General features: G+C 68.9%; 16 protein-coding genes. 9 read left to right on the top strand and 7 right to left on the bottom strand.

Annotated elements, in window-relative coordinates; translation table 11 throughout:
• Positions 1–165: 165 nt before the first annotated feature.
• The 5 genes from ACFRKB_RS11720 to ACFRKB_RS11700 all read right to left on the bottom strand — a co-directional run bounded on the left by ACFRKB_RS11720 (position 166) and on the right by ACFRKB_RS11700 (position 5512).
• Complete coding sequence (locus ACFRKB_RS11720) at positions 166–852, bottom strand: response regulator (protein WP_383105336.1); 687 nt, start codon at positions 850–852, stop codon at positions 166–168.
• Entirely contained in the window at positions 849–2318 is a 1470-nt protein-coding gene (locus ACFRKB_RS11715) for a sensor histidine kinase (protein ID WP_383105334.1), read from the bottom strand. Before ACFRKB_RS11715 ends, ACFRKB_RS11720 begins: the two co-directional genes overlap by 4 nt.
• Positions 2319–2462: 144 nt before the next feature.
• Positions 2463–3371, bottom strand: coding sequence for a DUF4429 domain-containing protein (locus ACFRKB_RS11710; protein WP_383105332.1), 909 nt, complete (start codon positions 3369–3371; stop codon positions 2463–2465).
• A 108-nt stretch (positions 3372–3479) separates the two neighbouring features.
• Positions 3480–4685 (bottom strand): alpha/beta hydrolase, encoded by a 1206-nt coding sequence (locus tag ACFRKB_RS11705; protein ID WP_383105330.1) that lies wholly within the window; start codon positions 4683–4685, stop codon positions 3480–3482.
• Positions 4686–4837: 152 nt separating this feature from the next.
• Positions 4838–5512, bottom strand: coding sequence for a TetR/AcrR family transcriptional regulator (locus ACFRKB_RS11700; RefSeq protein ID WP_383105329.1), 675 nt, complete (start codon positions 5510–5512; stop codon positions 4838–4840).
• Positions 5513–5649: 137 nt separating this feature from the next.
• Here ACFRKB_RS11700 and ACFRKB_RS11695 point away from each other — a divergent pair, with 137 nt between their 5' ends.
• Positions 5650–7257, top strand: coding sequence for an MFS transporter (locus tag ACFRKB_RS11695; RefSeq protein ID WP_383105327.1), 1608 nt, complete (start codon positions 5650–5652; stop codon positions 7255–7257).
• Between the two features lie 175 nt (positions 7258–7432).
• Positions 7433–7828, top strand: a complete 396-nt coding sequence (locus ACFRKB_RS11690) for a peptidase inhibitor family I36 protein (RefSeq protein WP_365971018.1) — start codon at positions 7433–7435, stop codon at positions 7826–7828.
• 76 nt (positions 7829–7904) lie between these two features.
• On the opposite strand, the gene aceE is transcribed toward ACFRKB_RS11690, so the two are convergent.
• Entirely contained in the window at positions 7905–10637 is a 2733-nt protein-coding gene (aceE, locus tag ACFRKB_RS11685) for a pyruvate dehydrogenase (acetyl-transferring), homodimeric type (RefSeq protein WP_383105325.1), read from the bottom strand.
• Between the two features lie 527 nt (positions 10638–11164).
• Here aceE and ACFRKB_RS11680 point away from each other — a divergent pair.
• The 6 genes from ACFRKB_RS11680 (at position 11165) to ACFRKB_RS11655 (ending at position 15903) form a co-directional block, all read left to right on the top strand.
• Positions 11165–11602: a DUF3052 domain-containing protein gene (locus tag ACFRKB_RS11680; protein WP_030352588.1), complete on the top strand. Its 438-nt coding sequence runs from the start codon at positions 11165–11167 to the stop codon at positions 11600–11602.
• 141 nt (positions 11603–11743) lie between these two features.
• The gene (locus ACFRKB_RS11675; protein ID WP_365971015.1) at positions 11744–12223 is read left to right on the top strand and encodes a peroxiredoxin; all 480 of its coding nucleotides are present in this window, start codon (positions 11744–11746) and stop codon (positions 12221–12223) included.
• 201 nt (positions 12224–12424) lie between these two features.
• Positions 12425–13000, top strand: a complete 576-nt coding sequence (locus tag ACFRKB_RS11670) for a TerD family protein (protein ID WP_030352590.1) — start codon at positions 12425–12427, stop codon at positions 12998–13000.
• 235 nt (positions 13001–13235) lie between these two features.
• Positions 13236–13811: a TerD family protein gene (locus ACFRKB_RS11665; RefSeq protein ID WP_030352591.1), complete on the top strand. Its 576-nt coding sequence runs from the start codon at positions 13236–13238 to the stop codon at positions 13809–13811.
• 51 nt (positions 13812–13862) lie between these two features.
• Positions 13863–15002 (top strand): DUF475 domain-containing protein, encoded by a 1140-nt coding sequence (locus ACFRKB_RS11660; RefSeq protein WP_383105322.1) that lies wholly within the window; start codon positions 13863–13865, stop codon positions 15000–15002.
• Between the two features lie 160 nt (positions 15003–15162).
• Positions 15163–15903: a TerD family protein gene (locus ACFRKB_RS11655; protein WP_383105321.1), complete on the top strand. Its 741-nt coding sequence runs from the start codon at positions 15163–15165 to the stop codon at positions 15901–15903.
• Between the two features lie 44 nt (positions 15904–15947).
• On the opposite strand, the gene ACFRKB_RS11650 is transcribed toward ACFRKB_RS11655, so the two are convergent.
• Entirely contained in the window at positions 15948–16781 is an 834-nt protein-coding gene (locus ACFRKB_RS11650; RefSeq protein ID WP_383105665.1) for a TerD family protein, read from the bottom strand.
• Between the two features lie 188 nt (positions 16782–16969).
• Here ACFRKB_RS11650 and ACFRKB_RS11645 point away from each other — a divergent pair, with 188 nt between their 5' ends.
• Positions 16970–18133, top strand: coding sequence for an HpcH/HpaI aldolase/citrate lyase family protein (locus ACFRKB_RS11645; protein WP_383105319.1), 1164 nt, complete (start codon positions 16970–16972; stop codon positions 18131–18133).
• The last annotated feature ends 2 nt before the right edge of the window (positions 18134–18135 follow it).

Here is an 18135-nt window from a genome sequence, read left to right as displayed (position 1 = left end):
TGTGTGGCCGGACATCACACCGGGGAGCCAACCGCCGTGTCATACCGGGGTAGTGGGGGTGCCGGTCCACCCGGTCCGCGCCGGTCCGCACGGCCGCGCGCCGGTGCGCGCCGGTGCGCGCCCGTGCGCGGCGGTGCTGTACGAGGGAACCCGGGGGAGTCGGGGTCAGGCGGGCGCGTCGCCCGGGGTGACCAGCCCCGACTCGTACGCGAAGATCACCGCCTGCGCGCGGTCGCGCAGGGAGAGCTTGGACAGGACGCGGCCGATATGGGTCTTCACCGTCTGTTCGGCGACGACGAGATGATCGGCGATCTCCTGGTTGGACAGCCCCCTGGCGATCAGTTCGAGCACCTCGGTCTCCCGGGGTGTGAGGCCGCTCAGCCGCAGCGTGGGGTCCTTGCGGCCACGGGCGGGGCGCTGCTGGGCGAAGTCCGCGATCAGCCGCCGGGTCACGGACGGCGCGAGCAGCGCCTCACCGGCCGCGACGATCCGTACCGCCGCGATGAGATCGGCCGGCGGCGCGTCCTTGAGCAGGAAGCCCGACGCCCCGGCGCGCAGCGCCTCGTAGACATAGTCGTCGACGTCGAAGGTGGTCAGCATCAGCACCTTCGGCAGATGCGCCACCCCCACCGGCGGGCTCAACAGCTCGCGGGCGGCGGCCAGTCCGTCCATCTCCGGCATGCGGACGTCCATCAGGACCACATCCGGGTGGACGGAGCGGCTCACCTCGATGCCCCGGCGGCCGTCGGGCGCCTCACCCACCACATCGATATCGGCCTGCGCCGACAGCAGAGCGGCGAAGCCCGCGCGCACCATGGCCTGGTCGTCGACGATGATCACGCGGATGGTCAAGGAGCGTCCTTCGGGGCCGGACCGGCCGGGCCGGTGACGTCGGTGGAGTCTGCGGATCCGGTGGAGTCCGCGGAGCCGGTGGGACCTGTGGGACCTGTGGAGCCATGAGAGGAAGACGTGGCCGACGGGGCGTTCGCGTCGGTCAGCGGGAGCCGCGCGGCGACCCGGAAGCCGCCGTCCGGCAGCAGCCCGGTGTCGAGCGTGCCGCCGGTCAACCGTACGCGCTCCCGCATCCCGATCAGGCCGTGGCCCGTTCCGCCGGTCTCCAGCGGTGAAGTGCGCTCGGCGCCGGGGCCGTTGACGATCAGGACGGTCAGCCAGTCGCCGTCGGAGACCACCGAGACCCGGGTCGGCGCGCCGGACGCGTGCCGCACCACATTGGCCAGCGCCTCCTGCACGATCCGGTACGCGGAGAGATCCACGGCCGGCGGGACCGGCCCCAGCTCGGCGGGGAGCGACACTTCGGCCGGTACCCCCGCCCGTACCGTCGCCTCCACCAGCTGCTGCACCCGGTCGAGCCCCGGCTGCGGGGCGCGCTCGCCGTCCGTACCGTCGCTGCGGAGGACCGCGAGCAGCCGCCGCATCTCCGTCAGGGACTCCCGCGCGCTCGCCGCGATGGTGGAGAACTCCTCGCGCGCGGAGTCCGGCAGGCCGTCGATCCGGTACGGCGCCGAGTCCGCCTGGACCGTGATCACCGACATATGGTGCGCCACCACATCGTGCAGCTCACGCGCGATACGGGCGCGCTCCTCCAGCAGCGTGCGCCGGGAGCGCTCGGCCTCACTGATGGTCTCCTGCTCCACCAGTCTGCGCTGGGCGTCGCCCCGTTCGCGCAGTGCCGCCGTCACGACGAGGAAGACGCCGCTGAGGACGAACAGCAGCAGATGGGTGCCGTCGCTGCGGTCCTGCGAGATCAGCTCGAAGAAGAATCCGGCCGCGCCGGTCGCCAGCCAGACCGCGAGCAGGGTACGACGCGATTCGCGCAGCCCCAGACAGATCATCAGCGCCAGATAGCCGACGATCACCATGGGGGTCCACGGCCAGGGGCGGCCCGCGATCCCGTCCGCGCTCTGGAGCAGGATCCCGCCCACGACATCGGCGGTGAAGATGATCCACCAGGCCTGGAGCGGCCGGCTCACGGCGAGCAGCAGAGGCGCGGCCTGCGCGGTGGCCAGCGCCCCGGACCAGCCGCCGCCCAGCCGGTAGTCCTGGACCAGGACCGTGGTGGTGGTCGGCAGCAGGGTCACGGCGAAGCCGAAGAGCACCACATACGGCGCCAGCCGCTGCCATCGCCTGGGCGCCCGCGCGAACAGCGGCTCGGTGGACTGCGCCGGTGTACGCAGCGCACTGAGGAGAGCGCGCGCTCCCTCACGCCACGGGGCGGAGCGGGGTGGCGAGGGTGGCGACGACGGCCGGGGCGGCCCGGCCGGACGGGGCGGCGACGACGGCGGTGGTGGGGTACTCATGACCTGCTCAGCCTAGGCAGCACCGCACGGTCCGGCGTCATACCGAGGAGGCGGTCCGAAGGTCATACCGCAGTATGACGTCACGGCCCGGAGACCGGGGTAGGTCGTAGCGGACCGGGGTGGGTCACAGCGGATCGGGGTGGGTCACAGCTCCGCCAGCAGCTCCGCCTTCTTCGCGCTGAACTCGTCGTCCGTCACCAGACCCGCGCTGTGCAGCTCGCCGAGGTGCCGGATCCGCTCCGCCACGTCGGCCGGATCGCGCCGGGCGGGGACCACCGCGTGGACCGGGACGGCGGCGCGGCCCGTCGCCGCGGCCTGGACCGCCTCCAGAACCGCCGCCGCGAACGGCAGCGACTCATGCACCGGTCCGTAGCCCAGCCCGAAGACGACGGCCGCCGGATCGTGGTCCGCCTGGGCGTGCTGCCCTCGCGCCGGGCCCGGCCCGTCGCGCCGCAGCAGCCGCAGATAGCCGTCGAAGAGTTCGGGGGAGCGCCACTCGACGCCCTGGAGCTCGCCGACCGGGAGACTCTGGTCGCCCGCCTTCCACTTGGCGGAGGAGGCCCCCGTCCAGAACCAGCGGAACGACACGCGGTCCCCGTCGAAGGACGCCTTGGCGTCGTACGCCTTGAACTGGAGCGGTGGCTCCGGCGCGGTCACCAGATAGCGCTCGGCGGGCTCCCGCTCGTCCCGTAAGGACCCGGCCCCGGTCGGCCGGACCCGGGCGAGCGCGGCCCGCAACTCGTCGGCGTAGTACTCCGCGAGGGTCTCGCGCTCGGCCGGCAGCACCAGCCGGTAAGGATCGCCGCTTACTTTGAGCTGCCCGGCCGCCGCCTCCGTGAGAGGGTCGGCGCCGGCTCGCGGCACAGCGTGCAGCACCACCGTCCCGCGTCTGCCGGGAGTGAGCGTCACCGATGACAACGCCTCGTGGGGGATGCGGCGTTCGCCCAGCGCCTGAAAGAGCTTCGGCGTCCGGATCCCCCGTTCGAAGCGGATGAGCACGGAGTCGCTTTCGAACTCCCAGGTGGCATGGATCCCCTGAAGCACATCACCCATGTGCTTCATCGTAGGCGGCGGGCGCCCGTGCGTCGCCTGCCCCAACGGGGGAATTCTACGCGCGTCAGACGGGGGACCCGCCCCCGCGCCCCCGCACGCCCCCCGTTCTCAGTCGCTGTCCGGGATGCCGCTCCGGCAGGCGTCGGCGCCGTCCGCGCAGCTCACCGTGGGGTACGAACCCACCCCGATCTCCGCGAAGTTGTCGAGGCTCTCCGTACCCGGCTGGAAGTAGCCGGCGTGACCGATCGCCCCGCGCGCCGAGATCACCCGCGCCCCGAAGCCCCGGGCCACCGGATCGGCACCGTGGCCGAGTCCGCCGACCGCCATGTACGGGACGTCCTGGATCCAGTCGTCACGGTCCCGCATGGCCCACACGTACGCGTCCGTGCGCAGCTGCGCGGCGTTCCCGACCCGCATGCCGGGGCTGCCCGCGACCGCCACGTCCGTGACCCTGCCCGGCAGCGCGTGTGCGGCGACCCCGCACACCACGGAGCCGTAGCTGTGGCAGAAGAGCGAGACCCGTGACGTCCCCGGCAGCGCGGCGGTCAGCGCGGTGAGCCGTACGGCACCGTCCTCCGCGAGCTTGCCGATCGCCGCGTCCACCCCGAGACCGGAGGGCGCGGTGTAGTCGGCCCAGGCGATGACGGCGGTACTGGTGTCGGCGTCGGCGGTCCGCTCCGCGGCGTACAGCGACTCGGCCATGCCGGCCGGCGCGCTGTACCAGCGGCTGGTCCGCTCGAACGTCAGCACATTGGTGTCGACTCCGGGCACGATGACGGAGACGCGTTCGGCGCGGTCGAGGTCCCCGAGGACCTCGGCCGCCCGGCCCTTGCCCGACGGGTCGAACGCGAGGATCTGCCGGCCGCCGCCGAGCATCGACTCGTAACGGTTCATCCGGCGGCCCGCTTGTTGACGGCCGTCGGCCGACAGTCTGGTGTCACGCATACGGCGCTCCTCCACCGTGCGCGCCTGCATCAGGGCCAGCCGGTTGGCGCGATAGCGCAGGGTGACCGGGGCGCCGTTGAGATTGCCCACGACCAGCGGGTACTTGGCGGCCAGCCGTTCCTGCTGTCCCCGGGTGAGGGAGGCGAAGAAGGCGGCGAGCCGCTTCGGCGACGCGTCGGGGCTCGGCAGCTGACGGACGCCTATCCGGCCCCTCTCCCACGCGCTGAGGGCGAGCTTCAGTGGCTCGCCGGGACCGCGCTGGTTCGCCACGGCTGTCCAGCCGGTGGATGTCAGCATCACGAACACCACGGCGAGAGCGAGGAGAGCGCGCCATGCGTTGAGGGTGGGTGAGGAGTCGAAGGAAGTCACTACCGCTCAGCCTAGGACGAGCGCGGGGACCCTCGTGACGAGGGTGAGTCAGATCACGCGCCAAGGAGGATTGGACCGAGGGTAACCGCACCGGGCGTGCGGGCGGTGTCTACGCTCCGGCGCGTCGCTGACGTGTCATCAGGCGGATTCGCTCAGGCGGGCCTGCGGCCTTTGTCACATCCGGGCGTCCGCCAGTTCCCGGCGAGCGCGGGGCCCAAGTGGTCGAGATAGGCCCGGGTGACCTCCTGGAGCGCCTCCACGCTCGCGACCCGGCCACGTCCCCAGATCTTGCCGGTCACCCGCATGACGCCGGTGAACGAGGCGACGGCGACGCGCGGTCGGGGATCGGTGTTCACATCCAGGCCCTCGCGGTCGGCGATCAGTTGGGCGATCCCCTCCTCCAGCTCAGCGGTGCGCCGCAGATGGACGGCGATCAGGGCCGGAGTCGACTCGATCAACAGATAGGTGCGCATATAGAGCTCGACCGGGACGACGGCGTCGAGCGCCTCGCTGACGGAGTCCCAGGCCGACTCGACGGCGTTGCGCATCGCCTCGAACGGGGTCTCGTCGGCGGGCCGGGCGCGCAGCGAGTCGACGAACTTGTTCTCGACCATGTCGACGACGGCGAAGGCGGCCTCCTCCTTGCTGGCGAAATAGCGGAAGAAGGTGCGCTGGGACACCTCCACGGCGTCCGTGATCTCGTCGATGGTGGTCTGTTCGTACCCCTGGGTGGTGAACAGTTCGAGCGCCACACGCAACAGGGCGTCGCGGGTACGGCGCTTCTTGCGGGCACGCAGCCCGGTGGTCGTGTTCTGCCCGGGGGTCAACGCAATGTCCTCATTCCACCGCTATTAACTGCTTTTTAAACGCTTCATGTTATTCGGTCTCGCTGTGAGCCACGTGACAGTTACTTGCTTAAGAAATGGTTTGTCAACTGTCAGTAGCTGACACTAACGTTCTTGGTATGACTAGTCAGACCACTGTCGACAAGGCGCCGCTGTCGCCGGAACCCTCGGAGTCGACGCCGTCCAAGGGGCTGCGCGGCCACCCCTGGCTCACGCTGTTCTCCGTGGCGATCGGCGTCATGATGGTGGCGCTCGACGGCACCATTGTCGCGATCGCGAACCCTGCCATCCAGAAGGACCTCGGCGCCACTTTCGCCGATGTGCAGTGGATTACCAACGGCTACTTCCTCGCGCTCGCCGTGGCGCTGATCACCGCGGGCAAGCTCGGTGACCGGTTCGGTCACCGGCAGACCTTCCTCATCGGCGTCGTCGGCTTCGCCGCCGCCTCGGGGGCCATCGGGCTGTCCCACAGCATCTCCCTCGTGATCACCTTCCGGGTGCTCCAGGGGCTCTTCGGCGCCCTGCTGATGCCGGCCGCGCTCGGTCTGCTGCGCGCCACCTTCCCCGCCGAGAAGCTCAATATGGCCATCGGTATCTGGGGCATGGTCATCGGTGCCTCCACGGCGGGCGGCCCGATCCTGGGCGGTGTGCTGGTCGAGCACGTCAGCTGGCAGTCGGTCTTCTTCATCAATGTGCCGGTCGGCGTGGTCGCGCTGATCGTCGGCGGGCTGATCCTGCGGGACCACCGGGCGGAGAACGCCCCGAGGTCCTTCGACATCCTCGGCATCGTGCTGCTCTCGGCCGCCATGTTCTGTCTGGTCTGGGCGATCATCAAGGCGCCGGTCTGGGGCTGGGGCGACGGCAAGACCTGGCTCTTCATGGGCGCCGCGGTGCTCTCCTTCGTGCTCTTCGCCTTCTGGGAGACGAAGGTCAAGGAACCGCTCGTACCGCTGGCGCTGTTCCGCTCCGTTCCGCTCTCCGCCGGTGTGGTGCTGATGGCGCTCATGGCGATCGCCTTCCTGGGCGGTCTCTTCTTCGTCACCTTCTATCTCCAGAACGTGCACGGCATGAGCCCGGTCGACAGCGGTCTCCATCTGCTGCCGCTCACCGGCATGATGATCGTCGGCTCGCCCCTCGCGGGCATCCTGATCACCAAGGTGGGGCCGCGGATCCCGCTGGCCGGCGGCATGGCGCTGACCGCCGTCGCCATGTTCGGCATGTCCACCCTGGAGACCGGCACCAGCAGCTTCACCATGTCGGTCTGGTTCGCGCTGCTCGGCCTCGGCCTGGCGCCGGTCATGGTCGGCGCGACCGAGGTCATCGTGGGCAACGCCCCGATGGAGCTGTCCGGGGTGGCCGGCGGAATCCAGCAGTCCGCCATGCAGATCGGTGGCAGCCTCGGTACGGCCGTGCTCGGCGCGGTCATGGCCTCCAAGGTCTCCAACGACCTGCCCGGCAACTGGACCGGGGCCGGTCTGCCGCCGCTCACCCCCGCGCAGGCCGACCAGGCCGCCGAAGCGGTCCAGGTCGGGGTGGCTCCGGTGGCGCCTGGCACCCCCGCCGCGATCGCCGAGAAGATCACGGGTATCGCGCACGACACCTTCATGTCGGGCATGGGCCTGGCCTGTCTGGTCGCGGCCGGTGTCGCGGTCGTGGCGGTCTTCGTCGCCCTGCTGACGAAGCGCGGCAGCAACGCGGACGCCGCGGGCGGAGGGGTGCACATCTGACGTCAGCTCCCGGCTGACGTCACGTCAACTCAGCGCCCGCGACAGCCCCGCCGGAAGGTTCCGGCGGGGCTGTCGCCTATCCGGGTGGAGGCTGCCCGGCCCTCTTCCCCTGGCCAAGCGCCGCAGGTCAGAGTGTGGTTGACCGATTTCGCACCACACACGGGGACCGATCCATATGCGCAACACCACACTCACCATGGGCAAGACCGCACTCACCGCCATGTCCGTCGGGGCGCTGGCCATCGCCGCCCTGCTGCCGGCGACCGTCGCCGAGGCGGTGCCGCCCCGCCTCGGCGAGTGCGCCACCGGCGAGTTGTGCCTCTGGCAGAAGGAGGACTTCCGGGGCGCACGGCAGACGCACGAACTGTCGGCCACCGACATCGACAGCTGTGTGCCGCTCCCGGCCGGCGTCAGCGCGCAGTCACTGGCCAACCGCACGGGGCGGAACGTGACCACGTATCAGTCCGCCGAGTGCGCGGAGACGGGGGAGTTCGAGACGTACCCGGGCAAGGGCAGCTGGGTGCCGCAGTCGCCGTACCGGGTACGGGCCTTCAAGATCTGGGAGCGCTGACCGGAGCGGACGGACGAGAAGGGCGGCGGAACTCATCGTCCCGCCGCCCTCCCGCCGCCTTACGTGAAGCGAGCCGTCAGGCGTCGCCGCCCGCCGCGCCGGGGTCGGCCGCCGACGCGTCCAGCAGCTGATAGCGGTCCACCGCCTGCTTCAGCACCGAACGGTCGACCTTGCCCTCCTTGGCCAGCTCGGTGAGCACGCTGAGCACGATCGACTGCGCGTCGATGTGGAAGAAGCGACGGGCCGCGCCGCGCGTGTCCGCGAAGCCGAAGCCGTCCGCGCCCAGCGACTGGTACGTGCCGGGCACCCAGCGCGCGATCTGGTCCGGAACCGATCGCATCCAGTCGGAGACCGCCACGAACGGTCCCTCGGCACCGGACAGCTTCCGGGTCACATACGGAACGCGCTGGTCCTCCTCGGGGTGCAGCAGATTGTGCCGCTCCACCTCGACGGCCTCACGGCGCAGCTCGTTCCAGGACGTCGCCGACCAGACATCGGCCCGTACGTTCCACTCCTCGGCGAGGATCCGCTGGGCCTCCAGCGCCCAGGGCACGGCCACGCCGGACGCCATGATCTGCGCCGGGATCGAGCCGTGCTCGCCGCGTTTGTAGCGGTGGATCCCCTTGAGGATGCCCTCCACGTCCACGTCGGCGGGCTCCGCCGGGTGCTGGATCGGCTCGTTGTAGACGGTGAGGTAGTAGAAGACGTCCTCGCTGTCGGGGCCGTACATCCGGCGCAGACCGTCCTGGACGATATGCGCGATCTCGAAGCCGTAGGCCGGGTCGTACGCGACACAGCCCGGGTTGGTCGAGGCCAGCAGATGCGAATGGCCGTCCGCGTGCTGAAGCCCCTCACCGGTCAGAGTCGTACGTCCGGCGGTCGCACCCAGTACGAACCCACGCGCGAGCTGGTCGGCCATCTGCCAGAACTGGTCGCCGGTGCGCTGGAAACCGAACATCGAGTAGAAGACATAGACCGGGATCAGCGGCTCGCCATGGGTGGCGTACGCCGAGCCCGCCGCGATGAGCGAGGCCGTACAGCCCGCCTCGGAGATGCCGTCGTGCAGCATCTGGCCGGTCGGCGACTCCTTGTACGCGAGCAGCAGCTCACGGTCCACGGACTCGTACTGCTGGCCCAGCGGGTTGTAGATCTTGGCGCTCGGGAAGAACGAGTCCATACCGAACGTGCGGTACTCGTCGGGGGCGATCAGCACGAAGCGCCTGCCGATCTCCTTGTCCCGCATCAGGTCCTTGAGCAGCCGGACGAACGCCATGGTGGTGGCGATCGACTGCTGGCCCGAGCCCTTCTTCACCGGCGCGTAGGTCTTGTCCCCGGGCAGGTTCAGCGGCTTCGCCCGTACGATCCGGGTCGGTACGTACCCGCCCAGCGACTTACGGCGGTCGTGCATGTACTGGATCTCTTCCGAGTCCCGGCCGGGGTGGTAGTACGGCGGCGCGCCGTCCTCCAGCTCCCTGTCCGTGATCGGCAGATGCAGCCGGTCGCGGAAGCCCTTGAGGTCGGAGACCGTCAGCTTCTTCATCTGGTGGGTCGCGTTGCGGCCCTCGAAGTTCGGCCCCAGCGTCCAGCCCTTGACGGTCTGCGCCAGGATCACGGTCGGCTGGCCCTTGTGCGCCTTGGCCGCCGCGTACGCCGCGTAGACCTTCCTGTGGTCGTGACCACCGCGGCCCAGATGCAGGATCTGGTCGTCGGTCATGTTCTCGACCATGGCGCGCAGCCGCTGGTCGTCGCCGAAGAAGTGTTCACGGATGTACGCGCCGGTCTCGGTGGCGTACGTCTGGAATTGCCCGTCCGGCGTGGTGTTCAGCCGGTTGACCAGGACGCCGTCCCTGTCCTGCGCGAGCAGCGGGTCCCAGGAGCGGTCCCAGACCAGCTTGATGACGTTCCAGCCGGCCCCGCGGAACTGCGACTCCAGCTCCTGGATGATCTTGCCGTTGCCGCGCACCGGACCGTCGAGACGCTGCAGGTTGCAGTTCACGACGAAGGTCAGGTTGTCCAGGCCCTCACGCGCGGCGATGGACAGCTGGCCGAGCGACTCGGGCTCGTCCATCTCGCCGTCGCCGAGGTACGCCCAGACATGCGAGGCGGAGGTGTCGGCGATGCCGCGGGCCTCCATATAGCGGTTCATCCGGGCCTGGTAGATCGCGCCGAGGGGCCCGAGGCCCATCGAGACGGTCGGGAACTCCCAGAAGTCCGGCATCAGCCGCGGATGCGGATAGCTGGACAGCCCGTACGGGGCCTTCGACTTCTCCTGGCGGAACGCGTCGAGCTGCGTCTCGCTGAGCCGGTCGAGCAGGAAGGCACGGGCGTAGATACCGGGGGAGGCATGGCCCTGGAAGAAGATCTGGTCGCCGCCGTCGCCGCCGTCCTTGCCCCGGAAGAAGTGGTTGAAGCCCACGTCGTAGAGGGAGGCGGAGGAGGCGAAGGTGGCGATATGGCCGCCGACGCCGATCCCCGGGCGCTGTGCGCGCGACACCATCACGGCCGCGTTCCAGCGGGTCGCGTTGAGGATCTTGCGTTCGATCTCCTCGTTGCCGGGGAAGAACGGCTCGTCCTTGGTGGCGATGGTGTTGACATAGTCCGAGCTGCGCATCTCCGGCACCGCCACACGCTTCTCGCGTGCGCGCTCGATCAGCCGGAGCATCAGATAACGGGCGCGCTCACGGCCGCGCTCGTCCACGGCGGCGTCGAGCGAGTCGAGCCACTCCTGGGTCTCTTCGGGATCAAAGTCCGGGACCTGGCTGGGAAGGCCGCCAATGATGATCGGGTTGCGATCGGATCCGGAAGCCACGCTTTTCCTTCGCTGTCTGGGTCGTATCGTGCCCTGCACGCGATCGTTGCGGTGCACGCCGTCGGTTACTGCTGCTACGCGGGCCCGGGATCCGGGGTGTCTCACCGGAGCCCCCGGGGCACGGGCACGTACGCCGCCTCCATCGTGTACCGCGGCGGCGGAAACGTCATCTCTACTGAGGGGTAACCCGTACTCCACGCGGAAATACCGCGTCCGAGTCCGGCTTCCGCACCGGTCAAATCGCAACCTTACGCCCACTCCGTCCATGTGTTTCGTTCGGTCGTTCGGACCTGATTGACGTACCGAAGCGGCATAACATGGCAGAGGATGAGAAAACGTACGGCCTGCGTCACAGGGTGCGAGGTCGAAGTGACAGGAGATGCGGTGAAGGACCCCGGAACGTCACCGTTTCGGCGGTCTCGGCGGCCGGGTACTTGCGCGATCCGCCCCGCCCGTGTGGACAATGGCCAATGCCCCGCGTACGCGCGGCCGAAGCATTTATCCGAAACATGATCAGGAGGCAATCCGTGAGCGCGACCGCGGACCACGCGGAGGAACGAACCAACCTTGCCGCACGGCTTGGGTTCGAACCCGGACAGGTGGTCCAGGAGCTCGGCTACGACGACGACGTCGACCAGGAGCTCCGCGAGTCCATCGAGGCCGTCATCGGCCAGGACCTTGTCGACGAGGACTACGACGACGTGGCCGACGCCGTCGTCCTGTGGTTCCGTGACGAGGACGGCGACCTTACGGACGCGCTGGTGGACGCCATCGGTTTGATCGAAGACGGCGGAGTGGTCTGGCTGCTGACGCCCAAGACCGGCCGTGACGGCTACGTCGAACCGAGCGACATCAGCGAGGCGGCCCAGACCTCGGGCCTGTCCCAGACCAAGAGCGTGAGCGCCGGCAAGGACTGGACCGGCGGCCGTCTCGTCACCCCCAAGGCGGCGAAGACCAAGCGCTGACTCCGAGCGCCGAGCGCGCAAGACGCGGCAGCCGACAGTGAGCGGCCTTGAGGGCCCCCGCCGACTCCGGTCGGCGGGGGCCCTGTGCGTAGGGTGGCCGGGAGAGAGTCACCGTCACAGTCTTCGAAAGGACGTGCACCCATGGCGATCGAGGTCGGCGCCCCCGCCCCGGACTTCGAACTGAAGGACAACCACGGGCGGACCGTGCGGCTGTCCGACTTCCGCCGTTCCGAGGACGGAGCGGACGGCGGGAAGAACGTGGTGCTGCTCTTCTATCCCTTCGCCTTCACCGGCGTGTGCACCGGTGAGCTGTGCGCCCTGCGCGACGAGCTCCCCTCGTTCGTCAACGAGGACACCCAGCTGCTCGCCGTCTCGAACGACTCCATCCACACCCTGCGCGTCTTCGGCGAGCAGGAGGGGCTGGAGTACCCGCTGCTGTCGGACTTCTGGCCGCACGGCGCGGTCTCGCGCGCGTACGGCGTCTTCGACGAGGAGAAGGGATGCGCGGTGCGCGGGACCTTCATCATCGACAAGGAGGGCATCGTGCGCTGGACGGTCGTCAACGGCCTGCCGGACGCCAGGGACCTCGACGAGTACGTCAAGGCGCTCGCCGCGCTCTGACCGGTCCGGCTCCGGCCCGTCCGTGGAATCGGGCCGGGCGGTCCGTGGAATCCGGACCGGCCCCCCGAAATCGCACAGCGAGGGGGAACCGGTCACTAGGATCCAGTCGTTGATCCGATGCCAACGCCTCAGGGGACGCACGACCCGCGGCAGCAGCCGCCGAGCCGGGCCGCCGGCCCCGAGAAACCAAAGGGAGGACTCGTGGGAGTCAGCCTCAGCAAGGGCGGAAACGTCTCGCTGACCAAGGCCGCGCCCAACCTGACCGCGGTCACCGTGGGTCTGGGCTGGGACGTCCGTACGACCACCGGCAGTGACTTCGACCTCGACGCCAGCGCCCTGCTGACGAACGCCGAGGGCAAGGTCGCCGTCGACGGGAACTTCATCTTCTTCAACAACCTCAAGAGCCCCGACGGATCCGTCGAGCACACCGGTGACAACCTCACCGGTGAGGGCGAGGGCGACGACGAGGCGATCAAGGTCAATCTGGCCGCGGTCCCCGCCGATGTGGAGAAGATCGTATTCCCCGTCTCGATCTACGAGGCGGAGAGCCGCCAGCAGTCCTTCGGCCAGGTGCGCAACGCGTTCATCCGCGTGGTCAACCAGGCCGACAACAATGAACTCGCCCGGTACGACCTGAGCGAGGACGCCTCGACGGAGACCGCCATGGTCTTCGGCGAGCTGTACCGCAATGGCGCGGAGTGGAAGTTCCGTGCCATCGGTCAGGGGTACGCCTCAGGTCTGCGCGGTATCGCGCAGGACTTCGGCGTCAACGTCTGAACCGCCGGGCCCTGTCCCCACCGGACAGCGCCTGGGTATCTTCGAGCACGGCGCCGCACGCTTCAGTGCGGCGCCGTACGCGTCTCGCATCCGTACGGGAACGTCTCGCATCCGTACGAGAACGACCCGCACCAGTACGGGAACGAGCCGCATGAACAGGGTTTGAACGGGCAGGACGTCAGGCGCGTCCTGCCCGCAGGACGGCAGCACATCATCTCGGGGAGGACTCACCATCATGGGCGTCACACTCGCCAAGGGAGGCAATGTCTCCCTCTCCAAGGCCGCACCCAACCTCACCCAGGTGTTGGTAGGGCTCGGCTGGGACGCGCGCTCCACCACCGGAGCCGACTTCGACCTCGACGCCAGCGCGCTTCTCTGCCAGTCGGGCCGGGTGCTTGGCGACGAATGGTTCATTTTCTACAACAATCTGACCAGTCCGGACGGATCCGTCGAGCACACCGGTGACAATCTGACCGGTGAGGGCGAAGGCGACGACGAGTCCCTGCTGGTCGACCTCTCCAAGGTGCCTGCCCACTGCGACAAGATCGTCTTCCCTGTCTCGATCCATGACGCCGACAACCGCGGTCAGACGTTCGGGCAGGTCAGCAACGCCTTCATCCGGGTGGCCAACCAGGCCGACGGTCAGGAACTCGCTCGCTACGACCTCAGCGAGGACGCCTCCACCGAAACCGCGATGATCTTCGGCGAGCTCTACCGCTATGGCGCCGAGTGGAAGTTCAGGGCCGTGGGACAGGGGTACGCGTCGGGGCTTCGGGGCATCGCTCTAGACTTCGGGGTCAACGTTTCGTAAAGCAGTGCGCTGCGCGGGGGATAACCCGTTAATCACCAGATGGGGTAGCCAGTGATCCTGAAAACCTTCGGCTGGTCGTTCGCCATCACGGCGCTCGGCCTCGCCTTCGCGGCCTGGCAGTGGGGGTGGGAGGCGTTCGGGATCGTACTGATCCTGTCCATCCTTGAGATCTCGCTGTCCTTCGACAACGCGGTCGTCAACGCCGGGGTCCTGAAGAAGATGAATGCCTTCTGGCAGAAGATCTTCCTCACCATCGGCATCCTCATCGCGGTGTTCGGTATGCGGCTGGTGTTCCCGGTCGTGATCGTCGCCATCAGTGCCAAGGTCGGGCCCATCGAGGCCGTACAGATCGCGCTGGACAACCCCGAGCGGTACGAGGCCCTGGTCACCGACGCCCACCCGGGTATCGCCGCCTTCGGTGGCATGTTCCTGCTGATGATCTTCCTGGACTTCATCTTCGAGGAGCGGGACATCAAGTGGCTGGGCTGGCTGGAGCGTCCGCTGGCCAAGCTCGGCAAGGTCGACATGCTGTCGGTCTGCGTCGCGCTGATCGTGCTGCTCGTCACCGCGCTGACGTTCGCCACCAACGCCCACACCAGCACCGGCTACCAGGACAAGTCGGCCACGGTGCTGCTCGCCGGGGTCGCCGGTCTGGTCACGTACCTCATCGTCGGCGGTCTCTCGGGCTTCTTCGAGAACCGTCTCGAAGAGCAGGAGGAGCAGGAGCACGAAGCGGAGGAGAAGGCCAAGGCCGAGGGCAAGCAGGTCTCCGCGATCGGTCTCGCCGGCAAGGCCGCGTTCTTCCTCTTCCTCTACCTGGAGGTCCTGGACGCGTCCTTCTCCTTCGACGGTGTCATCGGCGCCTTCGCCATCACGAACCAGATCTTCTGGATGGCGCTCGGCCTCGGTATCGGCGCGATGTACGTACGTTCGCTCACGGTCTACCTGGTCCGTCAGGGCACCCTGGACGACTACGTCTACCTGGAGCACGGCGCGCACTACGCGATCGGCGCGCTCGCCGCGATCCTGCTCATCACCATCGAGCACTCGATCAACGAGATCATCACCGGTCTGATCGGCGTGATTCTCATCGGCGCCTCCTTCTGGTCCTCGGTGCGCCGCAACAAGGCGCTGAAGTCCGAGGAGGGCGACAAGGACGCCGACGATGACAAGGCAGCGGTCCAGGTCTGAGCCAATGCTCCGGTGAGCCTGTGGTGAGCCGGTCCTCCGGAGGGTGACGCGGAGGGTAATCAGGGAACGCTCTGAACGGGGCGGCCGAGAGGCGCAAGCCTGCCGGCCGCCCCGTTCTTCCATGCGGTAGTGGCGAGTTGACGACAGGAGTGGGGTGGGCATGGCCTTCTGGGACAACCTGTGGCAGGGACAAAGGGCATCGCAATTCGATTCGGGCAATGCCGCGTCCAACTCCATCGAGCTGACCAAGCGGCGGCCGACGGTCTCGCTGACCAAGCAGGGCGCGGCCACCGGCAATCTGCGGGTGAACCTCTCCTGGCAGATGCGCACCTCCGATATCGAGGGGCGCTCCAGGCAGAGCGGGCGGCTGCTGGCGAACCCGCTCAAGCTCTTCAAGCCCGAGGTGGTGCAGGCACATACGCAGGGCATGGTCAATGTGGACCTCGACCTCGGCTGCCTGTACGAGCTGACCGACGGCAGCAAGGGCGTCGTCCAGCCGCTGGGCAACTTCCTCGGGGATCTGAACGATCCGCCGTACATCAAGCTCAGTGGCGACGACCGGTTCGGCGCCGCCTCGGGCGAGACCGTCTATGTCAATCTCGACCACTGGGAGTCCATCAAGCGGCTGCTGTTCTTCGTGTACATCTACGACCAGACGCCCGCCTTCGACCGGACGCGCGCGCATGTGACGCTGTACCCGAGCAATGGCCCGCGCATTGAGATCGAACTCGACGAGGACGCGCCGCAGGCCCGCTCCTGCGCGGTGTTCTCGGTGGAGAACGTCAAGGGCGAACTGGTCGTGCGCCGCGAGGTGAAGTTCGTCTACGGCTTCCAGGCGGAGCTGGACCGGCTGTACGGCTGGGGGCTCCAGTGGGGGCGTGGCTACAAGACGAAGACCTGAAAGGGCCCCGGTGCCCGCTCCCGCCCCGGTGCCCTTACCGGCTGCTACGGGCGGATGAACTGCGGCCCCATGGGGGGCAGCCGGAAGTTCGGATCGGGAGCGGGTGCGGCGGCCGCGGCCGGCTGCGGATAGCCGTACGCGGGCCGCGGGGACGACACCGGCTGGGGATAGCCGTACGGAGGCTGGGCCGACGGCAGGGGCGGCTGCGGGTAGCCGTACGCGGGCCGCGCGACCGGCTGGGTGGGCGGCAGCGGCGGGGGCGGCGGCAGCGGCCTCTCGGCGACCACCGTGGCGCCTTCGGAGGTCTCGGGCGCTCCGTCCGCGGCGGCCTCTTCCGTCTCGTCCACCGAAATGCCGAACGCGGTGGCCAGACCGATCAGACCGGTCGGATATCCCTGCCCCACCGCGCGGAATTTCCAGCCGTCCCCGCGCCGGTAGAGCTCGCCGCAGATGATCGCGGTCTCCTCGCCGGTCTCCGGCCGGACGTCGAAGACGGCCAGCGGCTCGCCGTCGGCCGCCGCCGCGTCGTAGAGGAGGATCCGCAGATCGGTCACATGCTGGAAGCTCGCACCGTCCGAGGAGGCCGCGAGCACCACCTGGTCGACCGAGGGGTCGAGCGCCGCGAGATCGGCCTCGACGGTGTCGGTCAGCTCTTCTCCGAACTGCTTCTTGGACAGCCGCCGCACCAGCCCGGAGGGATGGCGCGGCTGGTTGTAGAAGACGAAGTCCTCGTCGGAGCGGACCCGGCCGCTGTGCCCGAGCAGCAGGGCGGAGGCGTCCACATCCGGGACCCCGGCGCCCGGGGACCAGCGCAGCACGGCTCGTACGGCCATGGCGTCGAGGGGGACGTTCGAGCCCTTGAGCATCGCGTGCGTCATAGCTGCCATCCTGCCTTCCCGCCGCCCGCGGGGACAACGCGGGCCCAGATCCGCCCTGTCCGGGCCATGGACGAGAAGCGGACGAGTAACCAGGATTTCATGTACCGGGGGAACTCTTGACACCCGCCCATACGTACTATTACCGGCCACCTGGTCGACCGGCCATCTCGGCAGTACGGGGGATTCACATGCGTCATTTCGGGCATATCCCGACCGCTGCTCGGCAGGCCCTGTTCCATCAGGAGCCGTGCGAGTTCACCGCGGACTCGCCCGCCCGGCTGCTCTCGGCCGCTCTGGGGGCCACGCTCTACAGCCCGGCCACCCGGCCGCGGCTCGCCGACGACGTGCTGAAGCAGGCGGGGCGCGGAGTCGTCTCCATGGTGCTCTGCCTGGAGGATTCCATCCATGACGCCGAGGTCGAGGCCGCCGAGACCAATCTGGTCCGGCAGTTCGCCGACCTCGCCGGGCGGGATGTCGACACGCCGCTGCTCTTCATCCGTGTCCGTGAGCCGGGACAGATAGCCGACCTGGTCCGGCGCCTGGGGGACTCGATCCGGCTGCTGTCCGGATTCGTACTCCCCAAGTTCACCGAGGAGCGCGGGACGGCCTTCCTGGAGGCGCTCACGGCGGCCGAGAGCGCCTGTGGCCGCACGCTCTACGCGATGCCGGTGCTCGAATCGCCCGAGCTGCTGCATCTGGAGACCAGGACCCGGACACTCACCGGGATCGCGGCCGCCGTCGACAAGTACCGCGACCGCGTACTCGCGCTGCGACTGGGCGTCACCGACTTCTGCTCGGCGTACGGACTGCGCCGGTCGCCCGATATGACGGCGTACGACGTACGCATCGTGGCCGGGGTCATCGCGGACGTGGTGAACGTGCTCGGGCGTGCCGATGGCTCGGGTTTCACGATCACCGGCCCGGTCTGGGAGTACTTCCGGCTCCAGGAGCGCATGTTCAAGCCGCAGCTGCGGCGCAGCCCGTTCCTTGAGGGCCGGGCCGAGGAGCTGCGTACGGCGCTGATCGAGCACGACCTCGACGGGCTGCTGCGCGAGATCGAGCTGGACCGGGCCAACGGTCTGCTCGGCAAGACCTGTATCCATCCCTCCCATGTCCCGCCGGTCCACGCACTCTCCGTGGTCAGCCATGAGGAGTTCAGTGACGCCCAGGACATCCTGCGGCCGGAGCGCGACGGCGGCGGGGTGCTGCGCTCCGCGTACACGAACAAGATGAACGAGGTGAAGCCCCACCGCGCGTGGGCCGAGCGCACCCTGCTGCGGGCCGAGGTCTTCGGCGTCGCCCGGGAGGACGTCGGCTTCGTGGAGCTGCTCACCGCCGGCCTCGGCGCGTGAGC

Source organism: Streptomyces scopuliridis, assembly GCF_042790125.1.
Classification (GTDB): Bacteria; Actinomycetota; Actinomycetes; order Streptomycetales; family Streptomycetaceae; genus Streptomyces; species Streptomyces scopuliridis_A.
Note: the sequence above shows the minus strand (reverse complement) of the source record. Positions and strands in the feature narration are given on the sequence as shown.

What these genes read in the sequence shown, in the direction of transcription:
- ACFRKB_RS11715 (WP_383105334.1), bottom strand. Translation starts at nt 2,318, where the DNA reads ATGAGTACCCCACCACCGCCGTCGTCGCCGCCCCGTCCGGCCGGGCCG.
- ACFRKB_RS11710 (WP_383105332.1), bottom strand. Translation starts at nt 3,371, where the DNA reads ATGGGTGATGTGCTTCAGGGGATCCATGCCACCTGGGAGTTCGAAAGC.
- ACFRKB_RS11695 (WP_383105327.1), top strand. Translation starts at nt 5,650, where the DNA reads ATGACTAGTCAGACCACTGTCGACAAGGCGCCGCTGTCGCCGGAACCC.
- ACFRKB_RS11690 (WP_365971018.1), top strand. Translation starts at nt 7,433, where the DNA reads ATGCGCAACACCACACTCACCATGGGCAAGACCGCACTCACCGCCATG.
- ACFRKB_RS11675 (WP_365971015.1), top strand. Translation starts at nt 11,744, where the DNA reads ATGGCGATCGAGGTCGGCGCCCCCGCCCCGGACTTCGAACTGAAGGAC.
- ACFRKB_RS11665 (WP_030352591.1), top strand. Translation starts at nt 13,236, where the DNA reads ATGGGCGTCACACTCGCCAAGGGAGGCAATGTCTCCCTCTCCAAGGCC.
- ACFRKB_RS11655 (WP_383105321.1), top strand. Translation starts at nt 15,163, where the DNA reads ATGGCCTTCTGGGACAACCTGTGGCAGGGACAAAGGGCATCGCAATTC.
- ACFRKB_RS11650 (WP_383105665.1), bottom strand. Translation starts at nt 16,781, where the DNA reads ATGACGCACGCGATGCTCAAGGGCTCGAACGTCCCCCTCGACGCCATG.
- ACFRKB_RS11645 (WP_383105319.1), top strand. Translation starts at nt 16,970, where the DNA reads ATGCGTCATTTCGGGCATATCCCGACCGCTGCTCGGCAGGCCCTGTTC.